At 66.0% G+C, this 24,340-nt stretch carries 24 protein-coding genes; 16 read left to right on the top strand and 8 right to left on the bottom strand.

Annotated elements, in window-relative coordinates; all coding sequences use genetic code 11:
• Positions 1-15 precede the first annotated feature (15 nt).
• Genes QRN25_RS11810 through QRN25_RS11780 form a run of 7 tightly spaced genes read left to right on the top strand, consistent with a single transcriptional unit; the run spans position 16 to position 4,528 of the window.
• Positions 16-510: an endonuclease domain-containing protein gene (locus tag QRN25_RS11810; protein WP_069709257.1), complete on the top strand. Its 495-nt coding sequence runs from the start codon at positions 16-18 to the stop codon at positions 508-510.
• Between the two features lie 3 nt (positions 511-513).
• Positions 514-1,266, top strand: coding sequence for a Fe-S cluster assembly ATPase SufC (gene sufC / locus QRN25_RS11805; protein WP_036525708.1), 753 nt, complete (start codon positions 514-516; stop codon positions 1,264-1,266).
• Entirely contained in the window at positions 1,263-2,000 is a 738-nt protein-coding gene (locus QRN25_RS11800) for a SufD family Fe-S cluster assembly protein (protein ID WP_271182555.1), read from the top strand. Before sufC ends, QRN25_RS11800 begins: the two co-directional genes overlap by 4 nt.
• Entirely contained in the window at positions 1,997-3,196 is a 1,200-nt protein-coding gene (locus QRN25_RS11795; protein ID WP_271182556.1) for an aminotransferase class V-fold PLP-dependent enzyme, read from the top strand. The genes QRN25_RS11800 and QRN25_RS11795 overlap by 4 nt, the downstream gene beginning before the upstream one ends.
• On the top strand, positions 3,193-3,663 hold the full coding sequence (locus tag QRN25_RS11790; protein WP_271182557.1) for an SUF system Fe-S cluster assembly protein: 471 nt from the start codon (positions 3,193-3,195) through the stop codon (positions 3,661-3,663). The genes QRN25_RS11795 and QRN25_RS11790 overlap by 4 nt, the downstream gene beginning before the upstream one ends.
• On the top strand, positions 3,660-4,163 hold the full coding sequence (locus QRN25_RS11785) for a GNAT family N-acetyltransferase (protein ID WP_271182558.1): 504 nt from the start codon (positions 3,660-3,662) through the stop codon (positions 4,161-4,163). Before QRN25_RS11790 ends, QRN25_RS11785 begins: the two co-directional genes overlap by 4 nt.
• Complete coding sequence (locus tag QRN25_RS11780) at positions 4,160-4,528, top strand: HesB/IscA family protein (protein ID WP_271182559.1); 369 nt, start codon at positions 4,160-4,162, stop codon at positions 4,526-4,528. Before QRN25_RS11785 ends, QRN25_RS11780 begins: the two co-directional genes overlap by 4 nt.
• A 113-nt stretch (positions 4,529-4,641) precedes the next feature.
• Here the strand turns inward: QRN25_RS11780 and QRN25_RS11775 are convergent, their stop codons facing one another.
• Positions 4,642-5,784: a serine hydrolase domain-containing protein gene (locus QRN25_RS11775; protein ID WP_008829375.1), complete on the bottom strand. Its 1,143-nt coding sequence runs from the start codon at positions 5,782-5,784 to the stop codon at positions 4,642-4,644.
• A 118-nt stretch (positions 5,785-5,902) separates the two neighbouring features.
• Here QRN25_RS11775 and QRN25_RS11770 point away from each other — a divergent pair, with 118 nt between their 5' ends.
• Positions 5,903-6,214, top strand: coding sequence for a hypothetical protein (locus QRN25_RS11770; RefSeq protein WP_271182561.1), 312 nt, complete (start codon positions 5,903-5,905; stop codon positions 6,212-6,214).
• Between the two features lie 89 nt (positions 6,215-6,303).
• Here the strand turns inward: QRN25_RS11770 and mnmA are convergent, their stop codons facing one another.
• Positions 6,304-7,458 (bottom strand): tRNA 2-thiouridine(34) synthase MnmA, encoded by a 1,155-nt coding sequence (gene mnmA, locus QRN25_RS11765; protein WP_285019657.1) that lies wholly within the window; start codon positions 7,456-7,458, stop codon positions 6,304-6,306.
• 269 nt (positions 7,459-7,727) lie between these two features.
• Between mnmA and QRN25_RS11760 the strand changes: the two genes are divergently transcribed.
• From QRN25_RS11760 to QRN25_RS11735, 6 genes are all read left to right on the top strand, one after another.
• Positions 7,728-7,976: a hypothetical protein gene (locus QRN25_RS11760; protein ID WP_008829372.1), complete on the top strand. Its 249-nt coding sequence runs from the start codon at positions 7,728-7,730 to the stop codon at positions 7,974-7,976.
• 2 nt (positions 7,977-7,978) lie between these two features.
• Positions 7,979-8,278, top strand: a complete 300-nt coding sequence (sciP, locus tag QRN25_RS11755) for a CtrA inhibitor SciP (RefSeq protein ID WP_008829371.1) — start codon at positions 7,979-7,981, stop codon at positions 8,276-8,278.
• Positions 8,279-8,572: 294 nt separating this feature from the next.
• Complete coding sequence (locus tag QRN25_RS11750; RefSeq protein WP_285019656.1) at positions 8,573-9,799, top strand: efflux RND transporter periplasmic adaptor subunit; 1,227 nt, start codon at positions 8,573-8,575, stop codon at positions 9,797-9,799.
• A 16-nt stretch (positions 9,800-9,815) separates the two neighbouring features.
• A complete protein-coding gene (locus QRN25_RS11745; protein ID WP_271182564.1) occupies positions 9,816-13,235 on the top strand; it encodes an efflux RND transporter permease subunit in 3,420 nt (1,139 codons plus the stop codon).
• Between the two features lie 82 nt (positions 13,236-13,317).
• A complete protein-coding gene (locus QRN25_RS11740) occupies positions 13,318-14,526 on the top strand; it encodes a DUF445 domain-containing protein (RefSeq protein WP_271182707.1) in 1,209 nt (402 codons plus the stop codon).
• A complete protein-coding gene (locus tag QRN25_RS11735) occupies positions 14,523-15,062 on the top strand; it encodes a GNAT family N-acetyltransferase (RefSeq protein ID WP_271182565.1) in 540 nt (179 codons plus the stop codon). Before QRN25_RS11740 ends, QRN25_RS11735 begins: the two co-directional genes overlap by 4 nt.
• Positions 15,063-15,070: 8 nt before the next feature.
• On the opposite strand, the gene QRN25_RS11730 is transcribed toward QRN25_RS11735, so the two are convergent.
• The 4 genes from QRN25_RS11730 to sucC form a co-directional block, all read right to left on the bottom strand.
• A complete protein-coding gene (locus QRN25_RS11730) occupies positions 15,071-15,943 on the bottom strand; it encodes an energy transducer TonB (RefSeq protein ID WP_285019655.1) in 873 nt (290 codons plus the stop codon).
• A 123-nt stretch (positions 15,944-16,066) separates the two neighbouring features.
• Complete coding sequence (locus QRN25_RS11725; protein WP_271182567.1) at positions 16,067-16,996, bottom strand: electron transfer flavoprotein subunit alpha/FixB family protein; 930 nt, start codon at positions 16,994-16,996, stop codon at positions 16,067-16,069.
• On the bottom strand, positions 16,996-17,742 hold the full coding sequence (locus QRN25_RS11720; RefSeq protein WP_069708595.1) for an electron transfer flavoprotein subunit beta/FixA family protein: 747 nt from the start codon (positions 17,740-17,742) through the stop codon (positions 16,996-16,998). Before QRN25_RS11720 ends, QRN25_RS11725 begins: the two co-directional genes overlap by 1 nt.
• Before the next feature lie 235 nt (positions 17,743-17,977).
• Complete coding sequence (gene sucC / locus QRN25_RS11715; RefSeq protein WP_271182568.1) at positions 17,978-19,177, bottom strand: ADP-forming succinate--CoA ligase subunit beta; 1,200 nt, start codon at positions 19,175-19,177, stop codon at positions 17,978-17,980.
• Positions 19,178-19,363: 186 nt separating this feature from the next.
• Here sucC and QRN25_RS11710 point away from each other — a divergent pair, with 186 nt between their 5' ends.
• On the top strand, positions 19,364-20,158 hold the full coding sequence (locus tag QRN25_RS11710; RefSeq protein WP_008829362.1) for a 3'(2'),5'-bisphosphate nucleotidase CysQ: 795 nt from the start codon (positions 19,364-19,366) through the stop codon (positions 20,156-20,158).
• Between the two features lie 21 nt (positions 20,159-20,179).
• On the opposite strand, the gene QRN25_RS11705 is transcribed toward QRN25_RS11710, so the two are convergent.
• Complete coding sequence (locus QRN25_RS11705) at positions 20,180-21,739, bottom strand: DUF1570 domain-containing protein (RefSeq protein WP_271182569.1); 1,560 nt, start codon at positions 21,737-21,739, stop codon at positions 20,180-20,182.
• A gap of 148 nt (positions 21,740-21,887) precedes the next feature.
• Complete coding sequence (locus QRN25_RS11700) at positions 21,888-22,562, bottom strand: YiaD family glycine zipper/OmpA-like lipoprotein (RefSeq protein ID WP_008832505.1); 675 nt, start codon at positions 22,560-22,562, stop codon at positions 21,888-21,890.
• A 221-nt stretch (positions 22,563-22,783) separates the two neighbouring features.
• Here QRN25_RS11700 and QRN25_RS11695 point away from each other — a divergent pair, with 221 nt between their 5' ends.
• Complete coding sequence (locus QRN25_RS11695; RefSeq protein WP_285019654.1) at positions 22,784-24,115, top strand: hemolysin family protein; 1,332 nt, start codon at positions 22,784-22,786, stop codon at positions 24,113-24,115.
• Positions 24,116-24,340: the final 225 nt, after the last annotated feature.

The following is a 24,340-nucleotide window of genomic DNA, read 5'->3' as shown; positions in this document are numbered from 1 at the left end:
GAAGGACCAGAAACCATGACCGCCGCCCGCAAGACTTTGGGCATCAGCCTCGCCTCCAACGGGCCGAAGGCAGACGCCAAGGCCAGCTTTGCCGTCACCGGCACGCGCCTCGAAACGCTGAAGGAGCGCGCCAAGGACCAGCGCCGCAACCCCAGCGAGGCGCAGAAGGCGCTGTGGGCGAAGCTGTCCGGCTCGCAGCTGGGCGGGGTGAAGTTCACGCGGCAGTCGATCGTCGGCTCGGCGATCGTCGATTTCGCCTGCCCTTCGCGCTGGATCGTGATCCAGCTGAGCGCCGAGGATTCCAACCCCGACGTCAACGAACTGCAGGACCGCAAGCTCACCGAAGTCGGCATCCGCGTGCTGCGCTTCTCGGAAGAGGAAGTGCTCGGCCAGGTCGATACCGTGGTCCGCGAAATCAACACCGAACTCAACGTGCCCTTCGACAAGCGCTCCGCGCGCAAGAAGGCTGGCTCGCGTCCGGCAGGGACGTTCGTGAGCGACGAAGGATAAGCCATGCTCAAGATCGATAACCTGACAGCAAACGTCGCCGACAAGCCGATCCTCAAGGGTCTGTCGCTCACCATCAATCCGGGCGAGATCCACGCGATCATGGGCCCCAACGGCGCGGGCAAGTCGACGCTGGGCTACACGCTGGGCGGCCGTCCGGGCTATGAAGTGACCGGTGGTTCGGTGGACTTCGCCGGGCAGGACCTGCTCGAACTCGAACCGCACGAGCGCGCTGCTGCGGGCCTGTTCCTGGGCTTCCAGTACCCGGTCGAGATCCCCGGCGTCTCCTTCGTCCAGTTCCTGCGCGAGGCGGCCAATGCCCAGCGCAAGGGCCGCGGCGAGGAACCGCTGTCGGGCGGCGAATTCCTCAAGCTGGCCAAGGAGAAGGCCGGCCTGCTGCGCATGGACATGGACATGCTCAAGCGCCCTGTGAACGTCGGCTTCTCAGGCGGTGAGAAGAAGCGCGCCGAGATGGTGCAGATGGGCATCCTGAACCCGAAGCTGGCGATCCTCGACGAGACCGACTCCGGCCTCGACATCGATGCGCTGCGCATCTGCGGCGAAGGCATCAACGCGATCATGCGCGCACCCGACAAGGCGGTGCTGCTGATCACCCACTACCAGCGCCTGCTGGACTACGTGAAACCGGACTTCGTCCACGTCCTCGCCGCAGGCCGCATCGTCAAGTCGGGTGGCCCCGACCTTGCCCTGCGTCTTGAGGAAGAGGGCTACGAGGCGGTGGTGCAGGAGGCGGCATGAACGTCGAACTCGCCCTCCCCACCCGCAAGGACGAGAATTTCCGCTACTCCGACATCGCGGCGCTGGGCACTGTCTGGCCGATCGTGACCGAGGAGATCGTGGTCGCCGAAGGCGCGGAGCAGACGCTTCAGATCGTCGAGACCGGTGCCGGAGCCGTCGCCCGCCACATCGCCATCACGCTCGGCAAGGGCGCGAAGTTCGATCTTCGCGTGCTGACCGCCGGGCCGGCCTATGGCCGCATCGCGGTGGACGTACGGCTGGCTGAAGGCGCCGACTTCACACTGGGCGCGGCGCAGCTGGCTACGGCTGAGGAGACGCTGGAAATCGTCACCGAAGTGACCCACGCGGGCCTCAACGCCACCTCCGAGCAGATCGTGCGCACGGTGCTGGCGGGCAAGTCGGTCGGCACTTACCTCGGCCGCATCGCGGTGGAGCGCGGCGCCGACGGCACCGATGCCGAGCAGTCGGTCCGCGCCATGCTGCTGGAGCGTACGGCGACCGCCAACGCGCGCCCCGAACTCGAAATCTACGCCGACGACGTCAAGGCCGCGCATGGCTGCGCGGTGGGCGAACTCGACGCACAGGGCCTGTTCTACCTGATGAGCCGCGGCCTTACCCCGCCGCAGGCAAAGCGCCTGATGCTGCAGGCCTTCATCGCCGAAGCCTTCACCGGCGCGGCAGGCGAAGAGGAACTGAGCGCGGCGGCGATCGCCCGTCTGGAGGCGATCCTGTGAGTCTCGACACCGCAGAACTCGCGCTCAAGAGCCAGTTCCCGGGTCTGGCGGGTGACTGGCACTACCTCGACACCGCCGCCACCGCGCAAAAGCCGCAGGCGGTGATCGACGCCACCGTCGCTGCCATGGGCCGCGACTATGCGACCGTCCATCGCGGCGTCTATGCCCGCTCGGCCGACATGACGCTGGCGTTCGAGGCGGCCCGCCGCCGCACCGCCGCGTTCCTGAACGCAGAGGAAGACGAGATCGTCTTCACGCGCGGGGCGACCGAATCGATCAACCTCGTCGCGCAGAGCTGGGCTGCCGCGAACCTTCAGCCCGGCGACCGCATCCTGCTCTCGACGCTGGAGCACCACTCCAACATCGTGCCATGGCAGTTGCTGCGAAACGGCGTGGAGATCGACGTCTGCCCGCTCGACGCCGAAGGCCGGATCGACCTCGAAGCCGCCGCGCGCATCCTGACCCCGGCGCACAAGCTGGTCGCCTTCGCCCATGTATCCAACGTGCTCGGCTCGGTGCTCCACGTGGAACACGCCGCGAAGCTGGCGCATGCGGTCGGCGCGAAGCTGCTGATCGACGGTTGCCAGGCCGCCCCGCGCCTCGCGCTCGACGTGAAGGCGTTCGACTGCGACTTCTATGCCTTCTCCGCGCACAAGCTCTACGGCCCGACCGGGATCGGCGTGCTCTGGGCGCGCAAGGACATCCTCGACGGGATGCAGCCCTGGCACGGCGGCGGCTCGATGATCGACAAGGTCACCTTCGAGAAGACTACTTACGCCCCCGCGCCGCAGCGCTTCGAGGCCGGCACGCCCAACATCGTCGAGGCCATCGGCATGGCCGCCGCGATGGACTGGCTTGCCGCCATCGGCCTGAACCGCGCCGAAAAGCACGAGCGTGATCTTGCTGTCCTCCTGCGCAGCGAACTACGCAAGCGCAACGACGTGACGCTGTTCGGACCCGACGATTCGCTCGGCATCGTCAGTTTTGCGCTCGACGGGGTGCATCCGCACGACCTCGGCACCATATTGGACGAAGAAGGCGTGGCGATCCGCGCCGGGCACCACTGTGCCCAGCCGCTGATGGAACACCTTGGCGTCCCCGCGACGGCGCGGGCCAGCTTCGGTCTCTACAACGATGAAAGCGATATCGAGGCGCTCCTGAAAGGGATCGAGCGCACCAGGAGAATTTTCGGATGAGTGACCAGAAGCCTGCATTCAGCGTAGAGGAAGTCGATGCGGCTCCCCCCGCTCCGCGTGCGCGCGTGGACGATGCCGTGCCCCCTCCGGAGGAACGCAAGCGCGACTATCTCGACGGGTTCCTCGCCGAGAAGCCGCAGGGGATCGACCCTTCCGACCCCGGCGGCGCGATCTACGACGGCGTGATCGACGCGCTGAAGGAGATCTTCGACCCCGAGATCCCGGTGAACATCTATGACCTCGGCCTGATCTACGGCGTCGAGGTTTCGCCCGAGGCGTCGGTGTCGGTCATCATGACGCTCACCACCCCGCATTGCCCGGTCGCCGAATCGATGCCGGGCGAAGTGGAACTGCGCGTCTCGGCGGTGCCCGGCGTGCGCGACTGCGAAGTGAACCTCGTCTGGGATCCGCCGTGGGACATGGCCAAGATGACCGACGAGGCCAAGCTGGAACTGGGAATGCTGTGAGCGATACTCTCGCCCCTGACCTTGCGATCGCGCGCGCCGACTTCGCCGATCCTGCCGACGCGGCGGCGATCGTGGCGATGCTCGACGTCTATGCGCGCGATCCGATGGGCGGTGGCGAGCCGCTCTCCGACGACGTGCGCGAACGGCTGGTGCCGGCTCTGGCACAGGTGCCCGGCGCCTTTGTCCTGCTCGCGCGAATCGACGGCGAGGCGGTGGGCATCGCCAACTGCTTCACCGGCTTCTCGACCTTCGCGGCGCGCCCTTTGGTCAACATCCACGACATCGCCGTCGCCCCCGGCCATCGCGGCAAGGGCATCGCCCGCGCCCTGTTCGCCGCGATCGAGGTCGAGGCCCGTACGCGCGGCGCCTGCAAGATCACGCTCGAAGTGCTGAGCGGGAACCAGCGCGCCAAGGAACTCTACGCATCGCTGGGCTACGGCGACTACCAGCTCGACCCCGAAACCGGACACGCGCTGTTCTGGCAGAAGAGGCTCTCATGACCGAAACCACCACCACCAAGACCCGCCCTGCCCGCCCCGCCGCCGTCATCCTGACGCCGAACGCGGAAACCCGCATCGCGAAGCTGATGGGCGAGGCGCCCGAAGGCGCGATCGGCGTGAAGCTGTCCACCCCGCGTCGGGGCTGCTCGGGGCTCGCCTATTCGGTCGACTACGTGACCGAGGAAGCCAAGTTCGACGAGAAGATCGAGACCCCCGGCGGCCTGTTCTATATCGACGGGGCCTCGGTGCTGTACCTCGTGGGCAGCACGATGGACTGGGTGGAGGACGATTTCACCGCCGGTTTCGTGTTCGCCAACCCCAATGCCAAGGGCGCCTGTGGGTGTGGGGAAAGCTTCACGGTCTGAGGTCACGCCTTGCCTCGGGGGGCTTCGACAAGCTCAGCCTGAGCGGATTTTCAGACTATGGGTGTTTCCGCTCAGGCTGAGCTTGTCGAAGCCCCCTGAGCGATACGCGCCCCTCAATTCTTCGGAAACAGTGCCAGCAACGCGCCCAGCCGGTCATGTACCTCGCGCGCCTGCGCCGGGTCGCTGTGGCCGATGCGCACGACCGTCAGCAGTTGCCCGGGCGAACCGATCACGAACTGCCCATAGTCCCCCAGGCACGCAAAGACGTCCTTCTCCGCCGCACCGGGCCAAAGGCGGGCGCCGTCGCTCGCCTCCCCGCGATTGAGCCACACGCCGGCACCATAGCCCGGCTCGCGCGGGCTTGGTTCCAGCATGAACTGCATCCAGCGGCGCGGCAGGATCTGCGCGCCGCCGACCGAGCCGGTGTGGCGGATGAACTCGCCCAGATTGCCCCAGTCGCGCGCGGTCATGGCGATCATGCCCGAGCCGATCATCGTCCCCGCCCGGTCGTAACCAACGATCGCCGAGCCCAGTCCGATCGGCTGCAGCACGCGGTTGCGCAAGTAGTCGCTCACCGCCGCCCGGCGCCGCAGCGCATCGTGGTCCGGCGAGAGCACCCGCGCGGCAAGGTCCGAAAGGATCACCGCGCTGGCCGAGGAATGCACGAAAATCTTGCCCGCCGGGGCCTCGAGCGGCTGCGCCTCGGCGTAGGAGGCCATGTCGTCGCGGCCATCGAGGAACAGCATGCGCATGCGGTCCGATTCGTCCTCGATTCGGCCGGTTCCGGCGCTGGTCGTCTCGACGTGGCGCAGGCCCGAGCGCATCTGCAGGAGCTGGCGCAAGGTGATGACGCCGCGCGGGTCGCCGGGTCGCTGCCATTCGGGCACAGGGGCCGATTCGTTGAGGCGCAGGCGGCCGTCGCTGACCAGTTGGCCGATCATCAGCGCGGTCACGCACTGACCCGCCGACCAGCCGGGAAGGCGCGAATCGGGCTTCACGCCCTCGCCGTAGCGCTCGACCACGACCGAGCCGCGCTTGAGGATGACGAGGGCGTCGGTCTTGCCCACCGCCTCGTCGTCGAACAGGCGGTCGATGGTCCGACCCAGCGATTCGCGCGGGGCGCCGCCAGCATCCTTGATCGCGGCGAGCGATTCGGTGCTCGGCGGCGGCGGTCCTTCGGGCGCGCCGGAGCCGCAGCCCCACAGGGCTGGCAGCATCAGCATCGCGGCGATAAGGGGGGGACGGCGCACCGACATGGCGCGCCGGTCATGTGCGAGGCGTTTGAGAATGGCAACATCCGGGCAACCCGGACCGGGGGACAAGGCCGCAGGCGGGGCCTACCCGACGCGGCAGCCCTCGCGGTGGAAACGCAACGTGATTCTGCTCGTGCTGCTGGCCGCCGTACTGGGGCTCGGCTGGATGTGGCGCGGCCTGCGCGAGGAAGCGCTGGTGGGCGCTGCCTATGGCGCACGGATCGGCTGCGTCTGCCGGTTCGTATCGCAGCGCCCGATGGACTTGTGCGAGGGCGATCTCAAGGTGGCGGGACTCGCGGGCGCCGGGCGCTGGGTGTCGCTGTCGGAGGATGCCGATACGCGCACGGTCAGGGCCTCGGTGCCGCTGCTGGCGAAGCAGAGCGCGGATTTCGATCCCGCCCGCGGGTGCCGGCTGGAGCCGTGGCAGGATTAAGCACACTTCGTCATTGCGAGCGCAGCGAAGCAATCCAGGGCAGCATTGAGCCGCTCTGGATTGCTTCGCTGCGCTCGCAATGACGAAAGTTAAGCCGCGCTTTCGGTCGAATCGATCCAGCCGCCGCCGATCACCCGCTCCCCGGCGTAGATCACCGCCGCCTGCCCCGGCGCGACGCCGTATTCGGGCGCGGCGAAGCGGATCGTCGTGTCCGCGCCCTCGCCCAGCGGGCCGTCGAGCACGATCGGCACCGGCTTGGCCAGCGAGCGGACCTTGGCGGTCAGCGGTGCATCGGGAATCGGCCCGATGCGGTTGGTCTCCACCAGCCGCGCCGAGGCGGTCGCCAGCAGGCGGCGCGGGCCGACACGGACCTGCCGGGTTTCCGCCTCGATGCCGGTGACGTAGAGCGGCTCGGGCTGGCCGCCGATCTCGAGGCCCCGGCGCTGGCCCACGGTGTAGTGGATGACGCCGCGATGGCTGCCCAGCACCGCGCCGGTCTCGGCATGGACGATCTCGCCCGGTGCCTCGCCCTCGGGACGGACGGCGCGCACGATCTTGGCGTAGTCGCCATCGGGTACGAAGCAGATGTCCTGGCTGTCGGGCTTGGCGGCGACGCGCAGGCCCGCCGCTTCGGCCAGACGGCGCGTCTCGGTCTTGGGCAGGCCGCCGAGAGGAAAGCGCAGGAAATCCAGCTGCTTCTCGGTGGTGCCGTAAAGGAAGTAGCTCTGATCGCGCGCCGGATCGAGGGCGCGGTGCAGTTCCGAACCCGCTGCGCCCATCACCCGGCGCACGTAGTGCCCGGTGGCAAGGCAATCCGCGCCCAGTTCACGCGCCATCGTCAGGAGGTCGGTGAACTTCGGCCCCATGTTGCAGCGAATGCAGGGGATCGGCGTGCGCCCGGCGAGGTAGTCGTCGGCGAAGCGCTCGACCACTTCCTCGCGGAAGGCGCTCTCGTGATCGAAGACGTAGTGGGCGATGCCTAGGCGGTCGGCGACGGCGCGCGCATCGCGAATATCGTCGCCGGCGCAGCACGCGCCCTTGCGGCCGGTCGCGGCGCCGTAGTCGTAGAGCTGCAGCGTCACGCCGATGACTTCCGCGCCGCTGGCTGCGGCAAGCGCGGCGACGACCGAACTGTCCACGCCCCCGGACATAGCCACGACAATGCGGCGGGCGGACAGAGGCTCGGCAAGCTGGAACAGTTCGGCGGGGTCGAGCCCGGAAAGAAGATCGGAAAACGCGGTCATGGTGGGGGCGCACATACAGCCAAGCGCGCCGGATTCCTATCCTCCGCCTTTTTCGCTCCCTTTCCCATCGTGAAGAAAGGGTAAAAAGGGCTTTTACGATCCCTTGACCACCTGCGGGTTATAGGGCCTGCATCATGAACGTCGCACCACATCACATGACCCCCGATACAGGGCCCAGTACAGGGGACGCTCCGGGTCGCACCGCAGGTATACCTGCGGTTCCGGGCTGCGACGGGCTTTCCGAAGGGCACCTCCCCGCCGATCCCGCAATGATCGACTGGCAGGCGCTGCGCTCCCGCCTCTTCGCCACGCACGACCGGCTCGGTGTGCTGGGAGAGGACGCGGCAGCCACGCGGCTTCGGCTGCGCGGCAGCTTCGACGGGTGCGCCGCCTCGGCTCTTAATGCTTACGAAGAATGCTCAAGAAACGTTAACCTTGATGCTTCAAGCAATGGCAAGCCCGTTGGAGGCAAGGATTCTCCAGTCGCCGATGTGAACGATAGCGGCGAACGAGGGTAAAGATGATCGAGAACCAGAAAATCCGTCCGGCACAGGTGATCGGCCCGCTCGGCGAGCCGCTGACGGTTGCCGACCTCCCCCCCCCAAACACCACGCGCTGGGTCGTGCGCCGCAAGGCCGAAGTCGTCGCCGCCGTCAACGGCGGCCTGCTGACGATCGACGAAGTCTGCGAGCGCTATTGCCTCACGCTCGAGGAATTCGCCTCGTGGCAGCGCGCCGTCGATCGTTCGGGCATGCAGGGCCTGCGTGTGACACGAATCCAACACTACCGCGATCTCTACGAGCGCCAGCAGAAGTTCTGAGCACTCTCTAACTTCGTCAACCAAGTCCAAAGGCGGCCGTGGAGCATCTTCACGGTCGCCTTTTCACGTTCCGACGCAATAAAACGCATTTACCTGGCCAGACTGGCGCAATGAAGTCGTTCGTCGATGCCTGTCGACGTGAAACCCGGTTCGCGTTGCCACCCTGTTCCCGCGAGTATATGAATCCAGCGGTTTAAGCCATATCGGCAGCCCCGCCTGAATACAGGCACAAGGGCGGACGATGCGGCGGGAGAGCACGCCGCCCGGGGGCGCGTGCATGCGTGCGGTGAACAGATGAACTACGATGGCAAGATTGAAGCCGGCCCCTCTCAGGTCGGCGGGCAGGCAGACGAACCTCACGTCTTCGACGCGACGGGAACGTCGCTCGACAGGGACGATGCCCTGGACCGTCGCTCGCGCCGGGTGATCGTGCTCGTCATCGTCACCGTCGTGCTGCTGGCGGCCGCGCTGTGGTTCGTGCTCCACAAGGGCGACGCGGCCGATGCCGCCGGTGCCGATACCACGCAGGTTCCCGTCGTCTCGGTCGTCGTGCCGGGCCGCTCCAGCGTTGCCGGCGAAATCACCGGCACCGGATCGCTCGCTGCACGCCGCGCGATGCCGGTGGGTTCGGTCGGCGAAGGCGGCGAAGTACGCGAAGTGCGCGTCGATGCGGGCGACTGGGTCGAAAAGGGCCAGGTCCTCGCGGTGATCGACCGTTCGGTGCAGGTACAGTCCGCCGCCAGCCAGTCCGCGCAGGTCCGCGTGGCAGAGGCCGATGCCCGGCTCGCACAGGCCAACCTCGATCGCGGCCTCAAGCTCGTCGATCGCGGCTTCATCTCCAAGGCCGACATCGACCAGCTGACCGCGACCCGCGATGCCGCGGCTGCCCGCGTCGGCGTGGCCCGCGCCACGCTCGGCCAGTTGCAGGCGCAGAATGCGCGGCTCAACATCGTCGCCCCCGCCTCGGGCCTAGTCCTCGCACGCAACGTCGAAGTCGGCCAGGTGGTGAGCGGCGGCAGCGGCGTGCTGTTCAACCTCGCCCGCGACGGCGAGATGGAATTGCTCGCGCTCCTCTCCGAGGACGACCTCGCCAAGCTGCACGTCGGCGTCGCCGCCAACGTCACGCCGGTCGGCTCGGGCAGGAGCTTCACCGGGCAGGTCTGGCAGCTCGCGCCCACCATCGACAACACCACCCGCCAGGGCACCGCGCGCATCGCGCTCAAGTACGACCCGGCGCTGCGTCCGGGCGGCTTCGCCACCGCCGTGATCGAAAGCGGCACGGTCGTCGCACCGATGCTGCCCGAATCCGCGATCCAGAACGATGCCAAGGGCGCGTTCGTCTATGTCGTCGGCAAGGACGACCGCGTCCACCGGCAGGCGGTGAAGACCGGCCTAGTCACCGCGACAGGCATCACCGTCACCTCGGGCCTCAATGGCGACGAGAAGATCGTGATGCGCGCGGGCGGCTTCCTCAACGACGGGGACAAGGTCAAGCCGCGCCCCTCGACTGCAGCCAAGTAACGGGCGACCCGAACCCATGCGCAACATCTCGGCCTGGTCGATCCGCAATCCGATCATCCCGATCGTCTTCTTCATCGGCCTGATGATCGCCGGCATCGTCTCGTTCAACCGAATGGACGTGAACAACATGCCGGACGTCGAGTTTCCGGGCGTCCACATCGGCGTCTCGCAGCCCGGCGCCGCCCCGACCGAGATCGAGACGCAGATCACCCAGATCGTCGAGGGTTCGGTCCGCTCCATCCCCGGCGTCGAGGAAATCCAGTCCACCGCCTCGGAAGGCCGCTCCACCACGCTGGTGTTCTTCTCCGTCGGCACCAATGTCGACGTCGCGACCCAGCAGGTGAAGAACGCGGTCGACCAGGTGCGCGGCCAGTTGCCCGACGGCATCCTCGAACCGCAGGTCCAGAAGATCGAGGCAGGCGGCGGCGGCTCGCTCGCCTACTTCGCGGTGCGCGCCGACGACATGACCATCGAGCAGCTCAGTTGGTTCGTGGACGACACCATCGCCAAGACCCTGCTCGGCGTCGAGGGCATGGCCACCGTCAGCCGCGACGGCGGCGTCAACCGCGAGATTCGCGTCGTCGTCGATCCGCAGCGGATGCAGGCGCTGGGCGTCAGCGCCGAGGCGCTGAACAACGTGCTGCGCCAGGTCAACGTCGATGCGGCAGGCGGTCAGGCGGAAATCGCCGGTTCGCGCCAGTCGGTGCGGGTGCTGGGCAATGCCGAGACCGCCTACGACCTCTCGCAGAAGCGCATCAACCTCGGCAACGGTCGTTCGGTGAAGCTCACCGACGTCGCCAGCGTCCATGACGGCTTCTCCGAGCAGACCGACATCGCCCGCGTCAACGGCCGCGAAGTCGTCACTTTCGGGTTCGAGCGCGCACGCGGCGCCTCCGACGTCGCCGTCTACGACGCGGCAATGGAGAAGCTGAAGGAAATCCAGAAGTCCCACCCCGACATCCACGTCACCCGCCTGTTCTCGCAGGTGGACTACACGCGCGGCCAGTACACCTCCTCGATGGAGGCCCTGGTCGAAGGCGCGGTGCTGGCCATCGTCATCGTCTTCCTGTTCCTCCGCGACTGGCGCGCGACGATGATCTCGGCGCTGGCGATCCCGCTCTCGGCGATCCCGACCTTCTGGTTCATGGACCTGCTGGGCTTCACGCTGAACTTCCTCTCGCTCCTCGCGCTCAGCCTCGTCGCGGGCGTGCTGGTCGATGACGCCATCGTCGAGATCGAGAACATCGTGCGCCACATGCGCATGGGCAAGAGCGCCTACCAGGCCTCGATCGACGCCGCCGACGAGATCGGCCTCGCGGTCGTCGCGACGACCTTCTCGATCGTCGCGGTGTTCCTGCCAGTGGGCCTGATGCCCGGCATTCCGGGGCAGTTCTTCAAGGCGTTCGGCCTGACCGTCGTGGTCGCGGTGCTGATGAGCCTTGCGGTCGCGCGCGTGATCACGCCGATGGTCGCGGCCTACTTCCTCAAGGCGCACGGCCATGCCGAGCACGGCGGCGGCAAGGCCATGGACCTCTACATGAAGATCCTCGCCTGGACGCTCGACAGCCGCGAAGCGCACCGCCGCAAGGCCGCGCTGGTGCGCCAGCCGTTCCACCCCGCCTATGCCCTGGTCGCCACGATCGCGTTCATCCTGCTGATCGCCGCCGGGCTTGCCGCATCCGGATTGCTGTTTACCGCCCTGCAGACCGGAATTACCAAGATCGGCCTCAAGGGCGCCGCCTTCGTGATCGCCGCGATCCTCTCCCCGCTCGCCATTCCCGTGGCGATCTGGCTGCTGGGCAAACTGTTCCGGCTGCTGGCGAGCGCGATGGGGGCGCTTGGCCGCTGGTATCGCTATTACACCGACCGCGTGATCGCGCGCATGCACGACCACCGCTTCTACGCCTTCTGCGCCTCGGTCTACGCGCTCGTCGTCACTTTCGCGCTGCTCGCGGGCCTGCCGCAGCAGTTCCAGCCCAGCACCAACAATGACACCAGCGAGGTCAAGATCGAACTGGTGCCCGGCACCACGCTCGAACAGTCCGAGTTGATCGGCGGCCGCGTCTCGCGCCTGCTCGAAAAGCAGCCCGAGGTCGAGCGCGTGCTGCAGTTCGCGGGCGAAGGTTCCGGCACGCTCTACATCGCCCTCAAGCCCGCCAAGGAACGCGAGGCGACCAGCATCGAGTTCGAGCGCCGCATGGCCCCGCAACTGCAGGACGTCGCCGATGCGCGCGTCAGCTTCGCCTCGCAGTCGGGCGGGTTCGGTTCGGGCCGCGACTTGTCGATCATGCTGTCGGGCAGCGATTCCGAATTGCTCAACAAGACCGCGCAGACCCTCGTGGAGCAGATGCGCGCGATCCCCGGCGTCGTTGCCCCGCGCATCGCCGCCGACCTGCAGCGCCCCGAACTGCTGATCGTGCCGCGCCCCGACCTTGCCGCGCAGCTTGGCGTGACGACGTCCGCGCTCAGCCAGACGATCCGCATCGCGACCTTGGGCGAGATCGACCAGAACGCCGCCAAGTTCTCGCTGAGCGACCGTCAGGTACCGATCCGCGTGATCCTCGACCGCACCTCGCGCCGCGATTTCTCGACGATCGAGAACCTGCCGGTCTCCACCGTCAGCGGCGGCACCGTGCCCCTGAAGCGCGTGGCGGAAATCCGCTTCGGCGCCGGCCCCACGCAGATCCAGCGCTACAACCAGTCGCGCCGTATCTTCGTCGGCGCCGACCTTGGCGAAGGGCAGGTCAAGGGGCCGATCATGACGCAGATCCAGAACCTGCCGATCATGAAGAACCTGCCGATGGGCGTCTCAAACGCCCCCGTCGGCGAGGACAAGTGGCAGGCGGAGATGATCACCAACTTCGTCACCGCCGTCATCTCGGGCATCTTCCTGGTCTTCGCGGTGCTGGTGCTGCTCTACAAGCGCTTCGTCTCGCCGCTGGTCAACATGGCCTCGCTGCTGCTGGCGCCGCTGGGCGGCATGCTGGCGCTGACCGTCGCCGGACAGCCGATCTCGATGCCGGTCTACATCGGCATTCTGATGCTGCTGGGCATCGTCGCCAAGAACTCCATCCTGCTGATCGACTTCGCGATCGAGGAGATGAGCAAGGGCGTCGACAAGCTCACCGCCATCATGGACGCCGGGCACAAGCGCGCCCAGCCGATCGTCATGACCACCGTGGCGATGACCGCGGGCATGGTGCCGACCGCGCTGTCGATCTCGGGCGACGGCGCGTTCCGTGCGCCGATGGGCGTGACGGTGATCGGCGGACTTCTGCTCTCCACCCTGCTCACGCTGGTGATCGTGCCTGCAGCCTTCAGCCTCGCCGATGGTTTCGAGAAGCGGGTCGGGCCGAAGCTGCGCAAGTCGCTGCTGACCTACGACCCCGATCAGCACCACGCCGGGACGCCCACTCACGCGCACCCGGCCGAGTAAGGAAGGGGCCAGCTTGCTGCCATTGGGCCGCCGGAATGCAGGTATACCGCTGACGGGCATCGCCATCGATCGAGGCCGCCGGATGCGCCTGTTCGCGACCGGGCTGCTGCTGGCGATGGGTGTCGCCTTCGTCGTGCTCCACAAGGTTGCAGGCACGCACCCGGCATGGGGGTACGCCATCGCCTTCACCGAGGCCGCGATGGTCGGCGGCCTCGCGGACTGGTTCGCGGTAACCGCGCTGTTCCGCCGTCCACTCGGCCTGCCGATCCCGCACACGGCGATCATTCCGGAGAACAAGGACCGCATCGCCGATTCGATGGCGACGTTCCTGCGCGACAACTTCCTCACCCCGCAAGTCGTCGCGCGGCGCGTGAACGCCTTCAACTTCGCGGCCGCCGCCGGCACTTTCCTTGCTGACCCGGGACGCGGCGGCCAATCGCGCATCCGCGCGGGCGCGGCGAACCTGATCGCCGACGTGCTCGAATCACTCGATCCCGAACGGCTCGGCAACCAGGTCCGGTCGGGGCTCGCACGCCAGCTGGAGCGGGTGGAAGTCGCCCCCCTGCTCGGCCAGATGCTGAGCGCGATGATCGCCGACCGCCGCCACCTGCCGCTCGTCGAAGGCTCGGTGCGCTGGGTCGGAGAGGCTCTGGAGGCGAACGAGGAGATGGTACGCGCCATGATCCGCGAGCGCGCCCACAGCCTGCTGCGCCTGACCGGCCTCGACACCCGCATCGCCAATTCGGTGCTCGACGGCCTTTACAAGCTGCTCGCCGAGATGATCGTACAGCCCGACCATCCGCTGAAGCTCAAGGTCGAGCAGATGCTGGAAAGCCTCGCCGACCGCCTCGTCAACGATCCGGAAACGCGAGAGCGGGTGGAAAACGCCAAGCGTGAACTGATCGCCAATCCTGCCGTCGGCCAGTGGTGGCAGTCGGTCTGGGAACGCCTGCGCCGCAAGCTGATCGACGCCGCCCGCAACCCCGACGCGGCGCTGGCGGGGCAACTGACGACGATGCTCGGCGAACTGGGCACCGCGCTGCAGGGCGATCGGCGCCTGCAGGCCCAGATCAACCGTTTCGCCCGTCGCACGCTGGTCGGCGTCACCGCGCGCTATGGCGAGGAGATCGTCGGCCTCGTCTCGGGCACCGTGAAGCGCTGGGACGCCCGCACGATAAGCAACCGCTTGGAAGGCGCAGTCGGCCGCGACCTGCAGTTCATCCGCATCAACGGCACGCTGGTGGGCGGCTTGTTCGGGGTCTGCATCCATGCCATCGATCGGCTGCTATGACCGATGGACCACTGCTGACAACCGACCGTTTCGACTTGTGGCGCCCGGTGGCGAGCGATCTGCCCCAGCTGTGCGCGCTCATCGATGACGAGGAGACCCGCCGCTATCTCGGCCCTGCCTCGGCCGAGAAGCAGCCGCAGTTCGACCGCCTGATGCGCAACGCGGGCTCCTGGGCGCTCTACGGCTACGGCACCTTCATGGTGCGACCGCATGGCGCAGACAGCATCATCGCTGCATGCGGTGTCTTCCATTCGTGGCGTGGCTTCGGCCACGATGTCGGCATGGACGACGTTCCCGAGGCGGGCTGGATCGTCCGCCGCGACTGGTGGGGCAAGCGCGTGGCGGGTGAAGTGATGGAGGCCGTTCTCGGCTGGTTCGATCCAGCACATGGTCCAAAACGCATCGCCTGCATGATCGAGGAGGGCAATGCGGCATCGGAACGCGTAGCGGCGGCCCTCGGCTTCGCGCGCTACGGCGCGCATGTCAGCGACGATGCGAAACTCATGCTGTTCGAGCGCTTGCCTGGGGGCCGCTGAGTGCGGCGTCAGTTATCGTATACGATGCTGCCTGAAAAGAACGAGGCGACAGGCTGACCGTTGCTATCAAGCGCGGGCTCGAATCTGGCCATGCCGATTACCATGTCGCAAACTTTCGTATTGAAGTTGGCATTCCTGAAGGCGTTTACCGTTTCGCACTGCGTCGGTTGTCCGGCCTTGTCCACCATGACGCGCAAGTTCAGGCGTCCATCCTTGCCCTGATATTCGAGTTCAGACGGGAAATCCTTGAGTATCTCGGATATCCATTTTTTGTCCGCCACTTTAGGGAGGCGCGTAAGCTCGGCCTGCTCGGCTGGGTCAAGGCCCCAATTCCGCACCAGCGCGTCGGTGCAAGTCCGCAGCGCGGAAAGCACCGGAAGAACACTGCCGGTGTCGAGAACGAATGTCTGATGCGATGTCGCCAGACTGATCCGATCGACCGTGGCCTCGAAATCAGAATCCGGCATCGGCTCGGCTGCGAGGCCCCCCACCTGCCGGTGCTTCCTGGTAGCCAATGCACTGGAAAACAGAACCGCTGGACCGTATGCGCCCGCGCGTGCGTTGTGATGCAGACTGGGAAACGAAAGCTCGTGGAGGCCATAGGCGATTCCGAATTGCGGCGCCTGCTGCAGCCGTGCAGCGATCTCGCCTGCAACGGTAACTTCGAAATCGCGACCGGGGCCGTATGTCCTCATGCTCAGCAAAACCGGTCTTTTACTGGTACCGAAGCGTCGAACCATGACGCAACTCGTCTTCTGGTAATCTACCAACCATTGCGAAATCGCGGGCAACGTCGTGATTTTGGGTTTGGCGTGGCAGCAGGTTCCGACGGTCAACCCGCAGAGCATCGCAAGAAGAGCCCAAAAATTCCAATGCCTCATGATTGCAACGTCCCCCGACCATGCACATCGTGTAGGCACTGACATCCACACGATACCCAGCAAATAACCCCCGGATTTGCATCCGGGGGTTAAGCATTTGTGACAGACGGGAATTTTCAGATTTCAAAGCTTGCCGGTAAGCTCCGGCACGGCAGTGAAGAGATCCGCCACGAGGCCCACGTCGGCCACCTGGAAGATCGGGGCATCCTCGTCCTTGTTGATGGCGATGATGGTCTTGGAGTCCTTCATGCCCGCAAGGTGCTGGATCGCGCCCGAGATGCCGACCGCGATGTAGACTTCCGGAGCCACGATCTTGCCAGTCTGGCCGACCTGGTAGTCGTTGGGCACGTAGCCCGCATCGACCGCAGCGCGCGAGGCGCCGACGGCGGCGCCCAGCTTGTCCGCCAGCGGCATGATGGTAGCCTCGAAGGTTTCCGAGTCCTTGAGCGCACGGCCGCCCGAGACAATGATCTTGGCGCTGGTCAGCTCCGGACGCTCCGACTTGGCGATTTCCGCGCCCACGAAGCTGGAGAGGCCCGCGTCACCGGCGCCCGTCACGTCCTCGACCACGCCCGAACCGCCAGTGGCCTCAGCCTTGGCGAAGGCCGTGCCGCGCACGGTGATGACGAGCTTCGCATCGCTCGATTCGACGGTGGCGATGGCGTTGCCAGCGTAGATCGGACGGGTGAAGGTCTTCTCGCCCTCGACCGAGAGGATGTCCGAGATCTGCGCGACGTCGAGCAGCGCGGCAACGCGCGGGGCGACGTTCTTGCCGGTGGTGGTGGCCGGCGCAATGAAGGCGTCGTGGTGACCCATCAGGTCCACGATCAGCGGCGCGATGTTCTCGGCCAGCGCGTGCTCGTAAGCCGCGTCGTCGGCGAAGTGGACCTTGCCCACGCCGGCGATCTGCGCGGCGGCGTCAGCCACGGCGCGCGCGCCGGAACCGGCGACGAGGAGGTGGACTTCACCCAGCTTGGCAGCAGCGGTGACGGCGGAGAGGGTAGCGTCCTTGACGGAGGCGTTGTCGTGTTCGACCCAAACGAGCGTCTTCATTATGCGACTCCCAGTTCCTTGAGCTTGGCGACGAGGCCGTCGACGTCGGCAACCTTGATACCGGCCGAACGGACGGGCGGCTCGGAGACCTTGAGGGTCTTGAGACGCGGCGCGATGTCCACGCCGTAGTCGGCGGGCGACTTCACATCGAGCTGCTTCTTCTTCGCCTTCATGATGTTGGGCAGCGAAGCGTAGCGCGGCTCGTTGAGGCGCAGGTCGGTGGTGACGATGGCGGGGAGCGACAGCTTCACCGTCTCGAGGCCGCCATCGACTTCGCGGGTCACGGAGACCGAGTCGCCGGCAACATCGACCTTCGAGGCGAAGGTGCCCTGCGGACGGCCGGTCAGCGCGGCGAGCATCTGGCCGGTCTGGTTCGAATCGTCGTCGATCGCCTGCTTGCCGAGGATCACGAGGCCAGGGTTCTCTTCGGCTACGATGGCCTTGAGGATCTTGGCCACGGCCAGCGGTTCGACTTCGGCGTCGGTCTCGATCAGGATCGCGCGGTCGGCGCCCATGGCGAGCGCGGTACGCAGGGTTTCCTGGGCCTTCGCCGGCCCGACCGAGACGGCGATGATCTCTTCGGCCTTGCCCGCTTCCTTGAGGCGGATGGCTTCCTCGACGGCGATCTCGTCGAAGGGGTTCATGCTCATCTTGACGTTGGCAAGGTCAACGCCCGTGCCGTCGGCCTTGACCCGCGGCTTCACGTTGTAATCGATGACCCGCTTAACGGGCACGATGATCTTCATTGCGATCTGTCCTCTCACTGCTGGGACGGCAAATTTAACCGCACGATTAAATTCTGGTGCGAGCTATCGCGTTCCTCTGCCTCGACGTCAAGCCTCGCTAAAGCGCTAAGAGCTTGCGACGGGAAAAGAGAAACTTCGCGCAACGCATACATGCAGAAACGGCGGGGGTCGCGAAACCCCCGCCGTCTCAATATTCGCTATATGATCGTGCGCATGATGCGCATCACCGAAAGGATCAGGCGACGGCCTGGACTTCGGCGACGATCTTCTTGGCGGCATCGCCCAGGTCATTGGCGGGGACGATCGCGAGGCCCGAGTTGGCCAGGATGTCCTTGCCCTGCTGGACGTTGGTGCCTTCGAGGCGGACGACGAGCGGAACCTGCAGGTTCACTTCCTTCGCCGCGGCAACGATGCCCTCGGCGATGATGTCGCACTTCATGATGCCGCCGAAGATGTTCACGAGGATGCCCTTCACTGCGGGGTCCGCGAGAATGATCTTGAACGCCGCGGTCACCTTCTCCTTGTTGGCGCCGCCGCCGACGTCGAGGAAGTTGGCCGGGAACATGCCGTTCAGCTTGATGATGTCCATCGTCGCCATGGCAAGGCCGGCGCCGTTGACCATGCAGCCGATGTCACCGTCGAGCTTGATGTAGGCGAGGTCGTACTTCGAGGCTTCGATCTCGGCCGGGTCTTCCTCGGTCTCGTCGCGCAGGGCGAAGATGTCGGGGTGACGGGCGAGAGCGTTCGAATCGAAGCTCATCTTGGTGTCGAGGACGAGCAGCTCGCCGCCCTTCGATTCGACCAGCGGGTTGATCTCGACCATGTCGCAGTCCATCGCGATGAACGCGGTGTAGAGCTGCTTGGCGAGCTTCTGGGCCTGCTTGTTGAGGTCACCCGACAGGTTCAGCGCGAAAGCGACGGCGCGGCCATGGTGCGCCTGGAAGCCTTCGGCCGGATCGATGGTGATCGTGGTGATCTTCTCGGGCGTGTTGTGCGCGACTTCCTCGATGTCCATGCCGCCTTCGGTCGACACGATCATGGCGACACGGCCGGTCTTGCGGTCCACCAGCATCGACAGGTAGTATTCCTTGTCGATGTCGACGCCGTCGGTCACGTAGAGACGGTTGACCTGCTTGCCCGCTTCACCGGTCTGGATGGTGACGAGGGTGTTGCCGAGCATTTCCTTGGCGAAAGCCTCGACTTCCTCGATCGACTTGGCAAGACGCACGCCGCCCTTGGCGTCGGCGGGGAGTTCCTTGAACTTGCCCTTGCCGCGGCCGCCGGCGTGGATCTGCGCCTTGACGACGTAGAGCGGTCCGGGGAGCTGCTTGGCAGCAGCGACTGCCTCTTCGACGGTGAGGGCGGCGATGCCGGCGGGAATGCCCACGCCATACTTCGCGAGGAGTTCCTTGCCCTGATATTCGTGAATGTTCATCGCTCAAATCGCTTTCTGCTGGAGGTTCCCGGGGAAGGCGCCGTAGCCATATGTTCGGCGTCCGCCTAAGCACATCCCGGCGCCCTTGAAAAGGCCCGGCGCCTGCGCAAATGCATAGCCACGTCGAATTTCATCGACCTTATTTGATATCAGTTCTCAATAGCAATTGATGCGGGAGCGCGCCCGATGATCGACAGAAAGCGACTCGAAGCCATCGTCCGGGAGGCCGGACGCATCGCCCTTGCCGGATGGCCGGGCGATGGGCACGCGCTCGAATCGTGGGAAAAGACGCCGGGAAGCCCGGTCTGCACCGCCGATCTCGCGGTCGATGCCTACCTCAAGCGCGAACTGCGCGCATTGCTGCCTGCGGCAGGATGGCTTTCGGAAGAGACGGCCGACACGCAGGATCGGCAGGACCATGAACTGGTCTGGCTGGTCGATCCGATCGACGGCACCCGAGACTACATTCATGGTCGCAAGGGCTGGGCGATTTCGGTAGCGCTGGTGAACACGCGGCGGCCATTGCTGGGCTACCTCTTCGCCCCCGTGCGTAACCGCGACAACGGCGGCGAGTTCTGGTCGGCCGAAGCGGGCAAGGGCGCATGGCTGAACGGCGCCCGGCTCACCGCAAGCGAACGCGAGGTGCTGGGCGGATCGCGCGTACCCGCCCTCAAGCTGGCTCCCGAGGACGCCGACCTCACCCTTGTCGAGCAGCCCAATTCGATCGCCCTGCGCATGGCCATGATCGCAGCCGGAGACGCCGATCTTCTGGCGACCCTGCGCTGGGGCTACGAGTGGGACATCGCCGCTGCCGCACTGATCGCACGCGAGGCGGGCGCCTCGGTGACCGACGCCTTCGGCCAGCCGCTCAACTACAACAAGCGCGATCCCCGCGCATTCGGCGTTCTGGTTTCCTCGAATGGCATCCATGCTGCCGCGGTCGAGCGACTCGCAGATCGCGCGCGGCGCTATTCGGTCTGACCGAACGGCTGCGGCACCCTCTCAGGACCCTTCGGCGCCCTCACCCTCGGAGTCCTTGGGCATTTCCTCGCCCATATCCTCACCCTTCCAGGCGGGATCGTTCGCCATCCGCTCGATCAGGTTGTGCGCGAAGGTGCTCATGCCGCCGCCGTGCGGGTTGTTCGCCACCGGCCCCAGCACGATGCGGGCTTCCGGGGAACGCCCCAGCCGCAGCAGCGTCGTCCCGAGCGTCATGCGAAGGCCCAGATCGAAGGGGGCCAGTTCCACTGCCCGGATCAGCCCGTCGACCGCAAGTTTCGGAGGTTGCTCTCCCTGCTCGACGAAGCTGCGGTAGAAGTAGATCAGCGGCAGCGGGTGGTCGTTCTCCAGCCGGTTGAGCGCGATGAAGGGAGCCCGCGCCGTCTTGTACGCGGCAGCGCGCTCCTTGTCGTCGCCCTTGTTGTCCTCAGCCTCGCGGAACAGCGCATAGCCCTTCTGGACGTAGGCGTTGACTTGCGAGGGATCACGCCTGATCGCGGTATCGGCGGCGGCGACGGCCTCCTTGTCGTGCCCGGCGTCATATTCACACTCAGCCAGCGCGGCGAGCACCGCTGCATCATCGGGATACTTCGCCGCGATCGCCCGCGCCTCGACCAGCAGCGTCGCGGCTTCCTCGCTCGACACGCCGCGCCGCGAACGGATGCGCACCGGCATGATCTCCGCCTCCCCCGCCGAGAGCGTGCGCAGCGACACCGGGCCGATCGTCAGCAGTTCCGGCTTGAGCGTCAGCGCCGTCATCCGCCGCTGCCGCAAGTAATGGTCGAGATCCTTTTCCAGCTTGTCGAAATCGCCGAAAGCTTCCAGCGCTGCGGCGCGCTGGCCGCGTCCATTGGCAAGCAGCTCGGTGTAGCGGGTGAACTGGCCTTTGCGATCGCCGCCAAAGGTCAGGTAATGATAGAGCAGCCAGCTCTTGCCGTAGAAGGCGTCGTAGCTGGTGTGCTTGCGCTTGTCGTAATCGGTTGGGTCGAGCAGGTCCGCCGCCTTGACGTCCTGCGCATAGAGCAGTTCCCCCGCGCGGTGACTGGCGGGGCGGCCGAGCCAGAGCCCGCCGTCCGCCTCGAACTTGGCCGAGGCGAAAAACTCCGCCGACCCTTCGCTCAGCCAGCGTGGCATGGCCGAGACGTTGCTGGAAATCAGGAAGTGGTGGGCATATTCGTGCAGCAACACGATCATCGACCAAGTCACTTGCCCGCTGCCGCTCTGCACGGCGGGCACGATCGCCAGCGAGCCCCCTGCCCGTGGCACGTAGAAACCACCGACGAACTTGTTGTCGCCGCCATGAAGCTCGCGCACTTCGCGGGTGTTCTTCACGACATAGACGGTGACCCGGTTCGACGGGCTGGGCTTGGCGACTTTGGAGCCCAGCACATAGGCCATCCCCGCGTGATACCGCTCAAGCTGCTGCGCAAAGCGGGTGATGTCCTTGTCGGAATCGTTGGCGTAGATGACGAAGTGTTCGCTCGACGCCTCGGTCCAGGCCGCCTGCGCAGGCGTAACCGAGAACCACGCAGCCAGCGCCGCCGCCACAATCCTGAAACGCATCAAGTCCCCCCGAACCCTGTTCGCGGCCAGACTACGCCGATATTGCGGCGTTTCAAGTTACTCTATGGAAATCACGTGGTTACGAAGAAGGGGCCGGTGCGGTTTTCCGCGCCGGCCCCTTCCCCGATCCCGCTTCCTGCGGAAGGTCTTACTTCGCCGAGCTGGCGTCGTCGGTGGTGACCGGCGTGATCTTGATCTCGACACGGCGGTTGAGCGCGCGGCCCTCCGGCGTGTTGTTGTCGGCGACCGGGTAGTTCATGCCCATGCCCTGCGTCTGAATGCGCGAGGACGAGACACCTCGGCTGATCAGGTAGCGCGCCACCGAATCGGCACGGCGCTTCGACAGGTCCATGTTGTAGGCGGCCGAGCCGGTCGAATCGGTGTGGCCGTAGACGTCGACGAGGCTGTTCGGATACTGCACCATCGACTGCGCGACCTTGTCGAGCGAGGTCTGGAACGAAGGGCTGACGACGGTGGAATTCACCGCGAACGTCACGTCCGGCAGGTTCACCAAGATGCCGTCGCCCTGCTGGGTGACGTCGATGCCCGAACCGGCGGTCTGTTCCTTCAGCTCCTTGATCTGCTTGTCCATCTGGTAGCCGACGACGCCGCCCGCGACGCCGCCGATGCCGGCACCGACGATGCGTGCGGTCTTGCCGCCGATGACGCTGCCCAGCAGATAGCCAAGGCCCGCGCCGCCTGCGCCGCCGATCGCCGTGCGCGAAACCTTGCGCTCACCGGTGTTCGGATCAGTGACGCAGGCGGAAACCGAAACCAGCGCGAAGACCGCGGCGGCCGAAGTGATCAGGCGCGACTTTTTCATCTCTTGGGTGTCCCTTCCTCTTGATGTGCCCTTATACCGGACATCTGTGCGGTAGTGAACATGAACGGCGAATGGCTTGTGCGCCCTTCAACACACAGCATTACGTACGGTTCCCAGGCCCGCAACAGATTGCCTCACACATTGCAAAGCGTTGCCATGCGGCGTTTGGCCAACACGGGTTCTTCGCGCGGCGCACAATCTCTGCTAGCCGTGAAAGCACTGTGACACCCTTTCCCTGGACCGACGTCCTCATCATCATCGGGCTGATTCTGCTGAACGGCCTGTTCTCGATGTCCGAACTGGCCATCGTCTCCGCGCGCACGCCGCGCCTCAAGATGTCCGCCGACAAGGGCAGCCGGGCCGCCCTGACCGCGATGGAACTGGCAGCCGACCCGGGCCGCTTCCTCTCGACGGTACAGATCGGCATCACGCTCATAGGCATCATCGCGGGCGCTTATTCGGGCGCGAGTCTCGGCCAGCCGGTCGGCGATCGCCTCGCCACGCTCGGCGTGCCGGTCCGTTTCGCAGGCGAGCTGGGTTTCGCGCTGGTGATCATTGCCACGACATACGCCAGCGTCGTCGTCGGCGAACTGGTGCCCAAGCAACTGGCCCTGCGCATGGCCGAGCCGGTTGCGCTGGTCATGGCCCGCCCGATGAGTATCCTGGCGACGGCGATGGGTCCGTTCGTCTGGCTGCTCGACAAGTCCTCGGGCCTGATCCTGCGCCTGTTCTCGATCCGCAGCGGGGATACCGAGCGTCTCACCGCCGAGGAACTCCACATGATTTTCGCCGAGGCCACCCGCACCGGCGTGATCGAGGAGGAGGAGCGCGCGATGATGACCGGCGTGATGCGTCTCGCCGAGCGTCCCGTGCGCGAACTGATGACCCCGCGCAACCAGATCGACTGGATCGACGCCGACGCCGACGAGACCCAGCTGCGCGCCAAGATCGCCGCCTCGCCGCACTCGCTGCTGCCGGTGGTGGCGGGCGAAGGCGCACCAGACAACGTGGTCGGCATCCTCAAGGTCAAGGAAGTGCTCGCCGCGCTGGTCGAGGGCCGGACGGTCGAGGTCCGCGCGATGATGCGCAAGGCCGAGGTCATCCCCGACCAGCTCGACGCCATGGACGCCCTGCGCAAGCTGCAGACCGCCGAAGTGTCGATGGCTGTGGTCCACGACGAATACGGTCACCTCGAAGGCGTGGTGACCCCCTCCGACGTTCTGGCCGCGCTGGCAGGCAACTTCGTCTCGCATCAGGACGAGGGCGACGAGCCCATGGTGACCGAGCGCGAGGACGGATCACTGCTGGTCTCGGGCGCCATGCCCGCCGATTCGCTGGCGGATCGCCTTGGCATCACGCTGCCCGAGGACCGTGATTTCGCGACCCTCGCGGGACTCGTACTCCACGTACTGCGCAAGGTCCCGCGCGAGGGCGAGCACTTCATCGATCAGGGCTGGCGTTTCGAAGTCATCGACATGGACGGGCTCAAGATCGACAAGCTCCTCGTCAGCAGCGTCGAGGATGAGGACGACGGCGTCACCGGTGACGGTTGACAAGCCTGCTGGCCGGCTAAGACATGATTGAGAGGGCACGCGGTGCGACCCGCGTGCCCTTTTTCATGTCCAGAAAGAATTAAGGGCCGGCATCGCAGAACACACCTCGTCATCCCAGCGAAGGCTGGGGCCGCTCGCCGCGCAAAGCCCGACCCTCGACCGGACGCTTTGACGATAGCTAAACCTTGGATCGTCATTGCGAGCGTAGCGAAGCAATCCAGAGCG

It is taken from the genome of Novosphingobium sp. fls2-241-R2A-195 (genome assembly GCF_030209485.1).
GTDB lineage: Bacteria > Pseudomonadota > Alphaproteobacteria > Sphingomonadales > Sphingomonadaceae > Novosphingobium > Novosphingobium resinovorum.
This window is presented reverse-complemented; position numbering and strand designations above follow the sequence as displayed.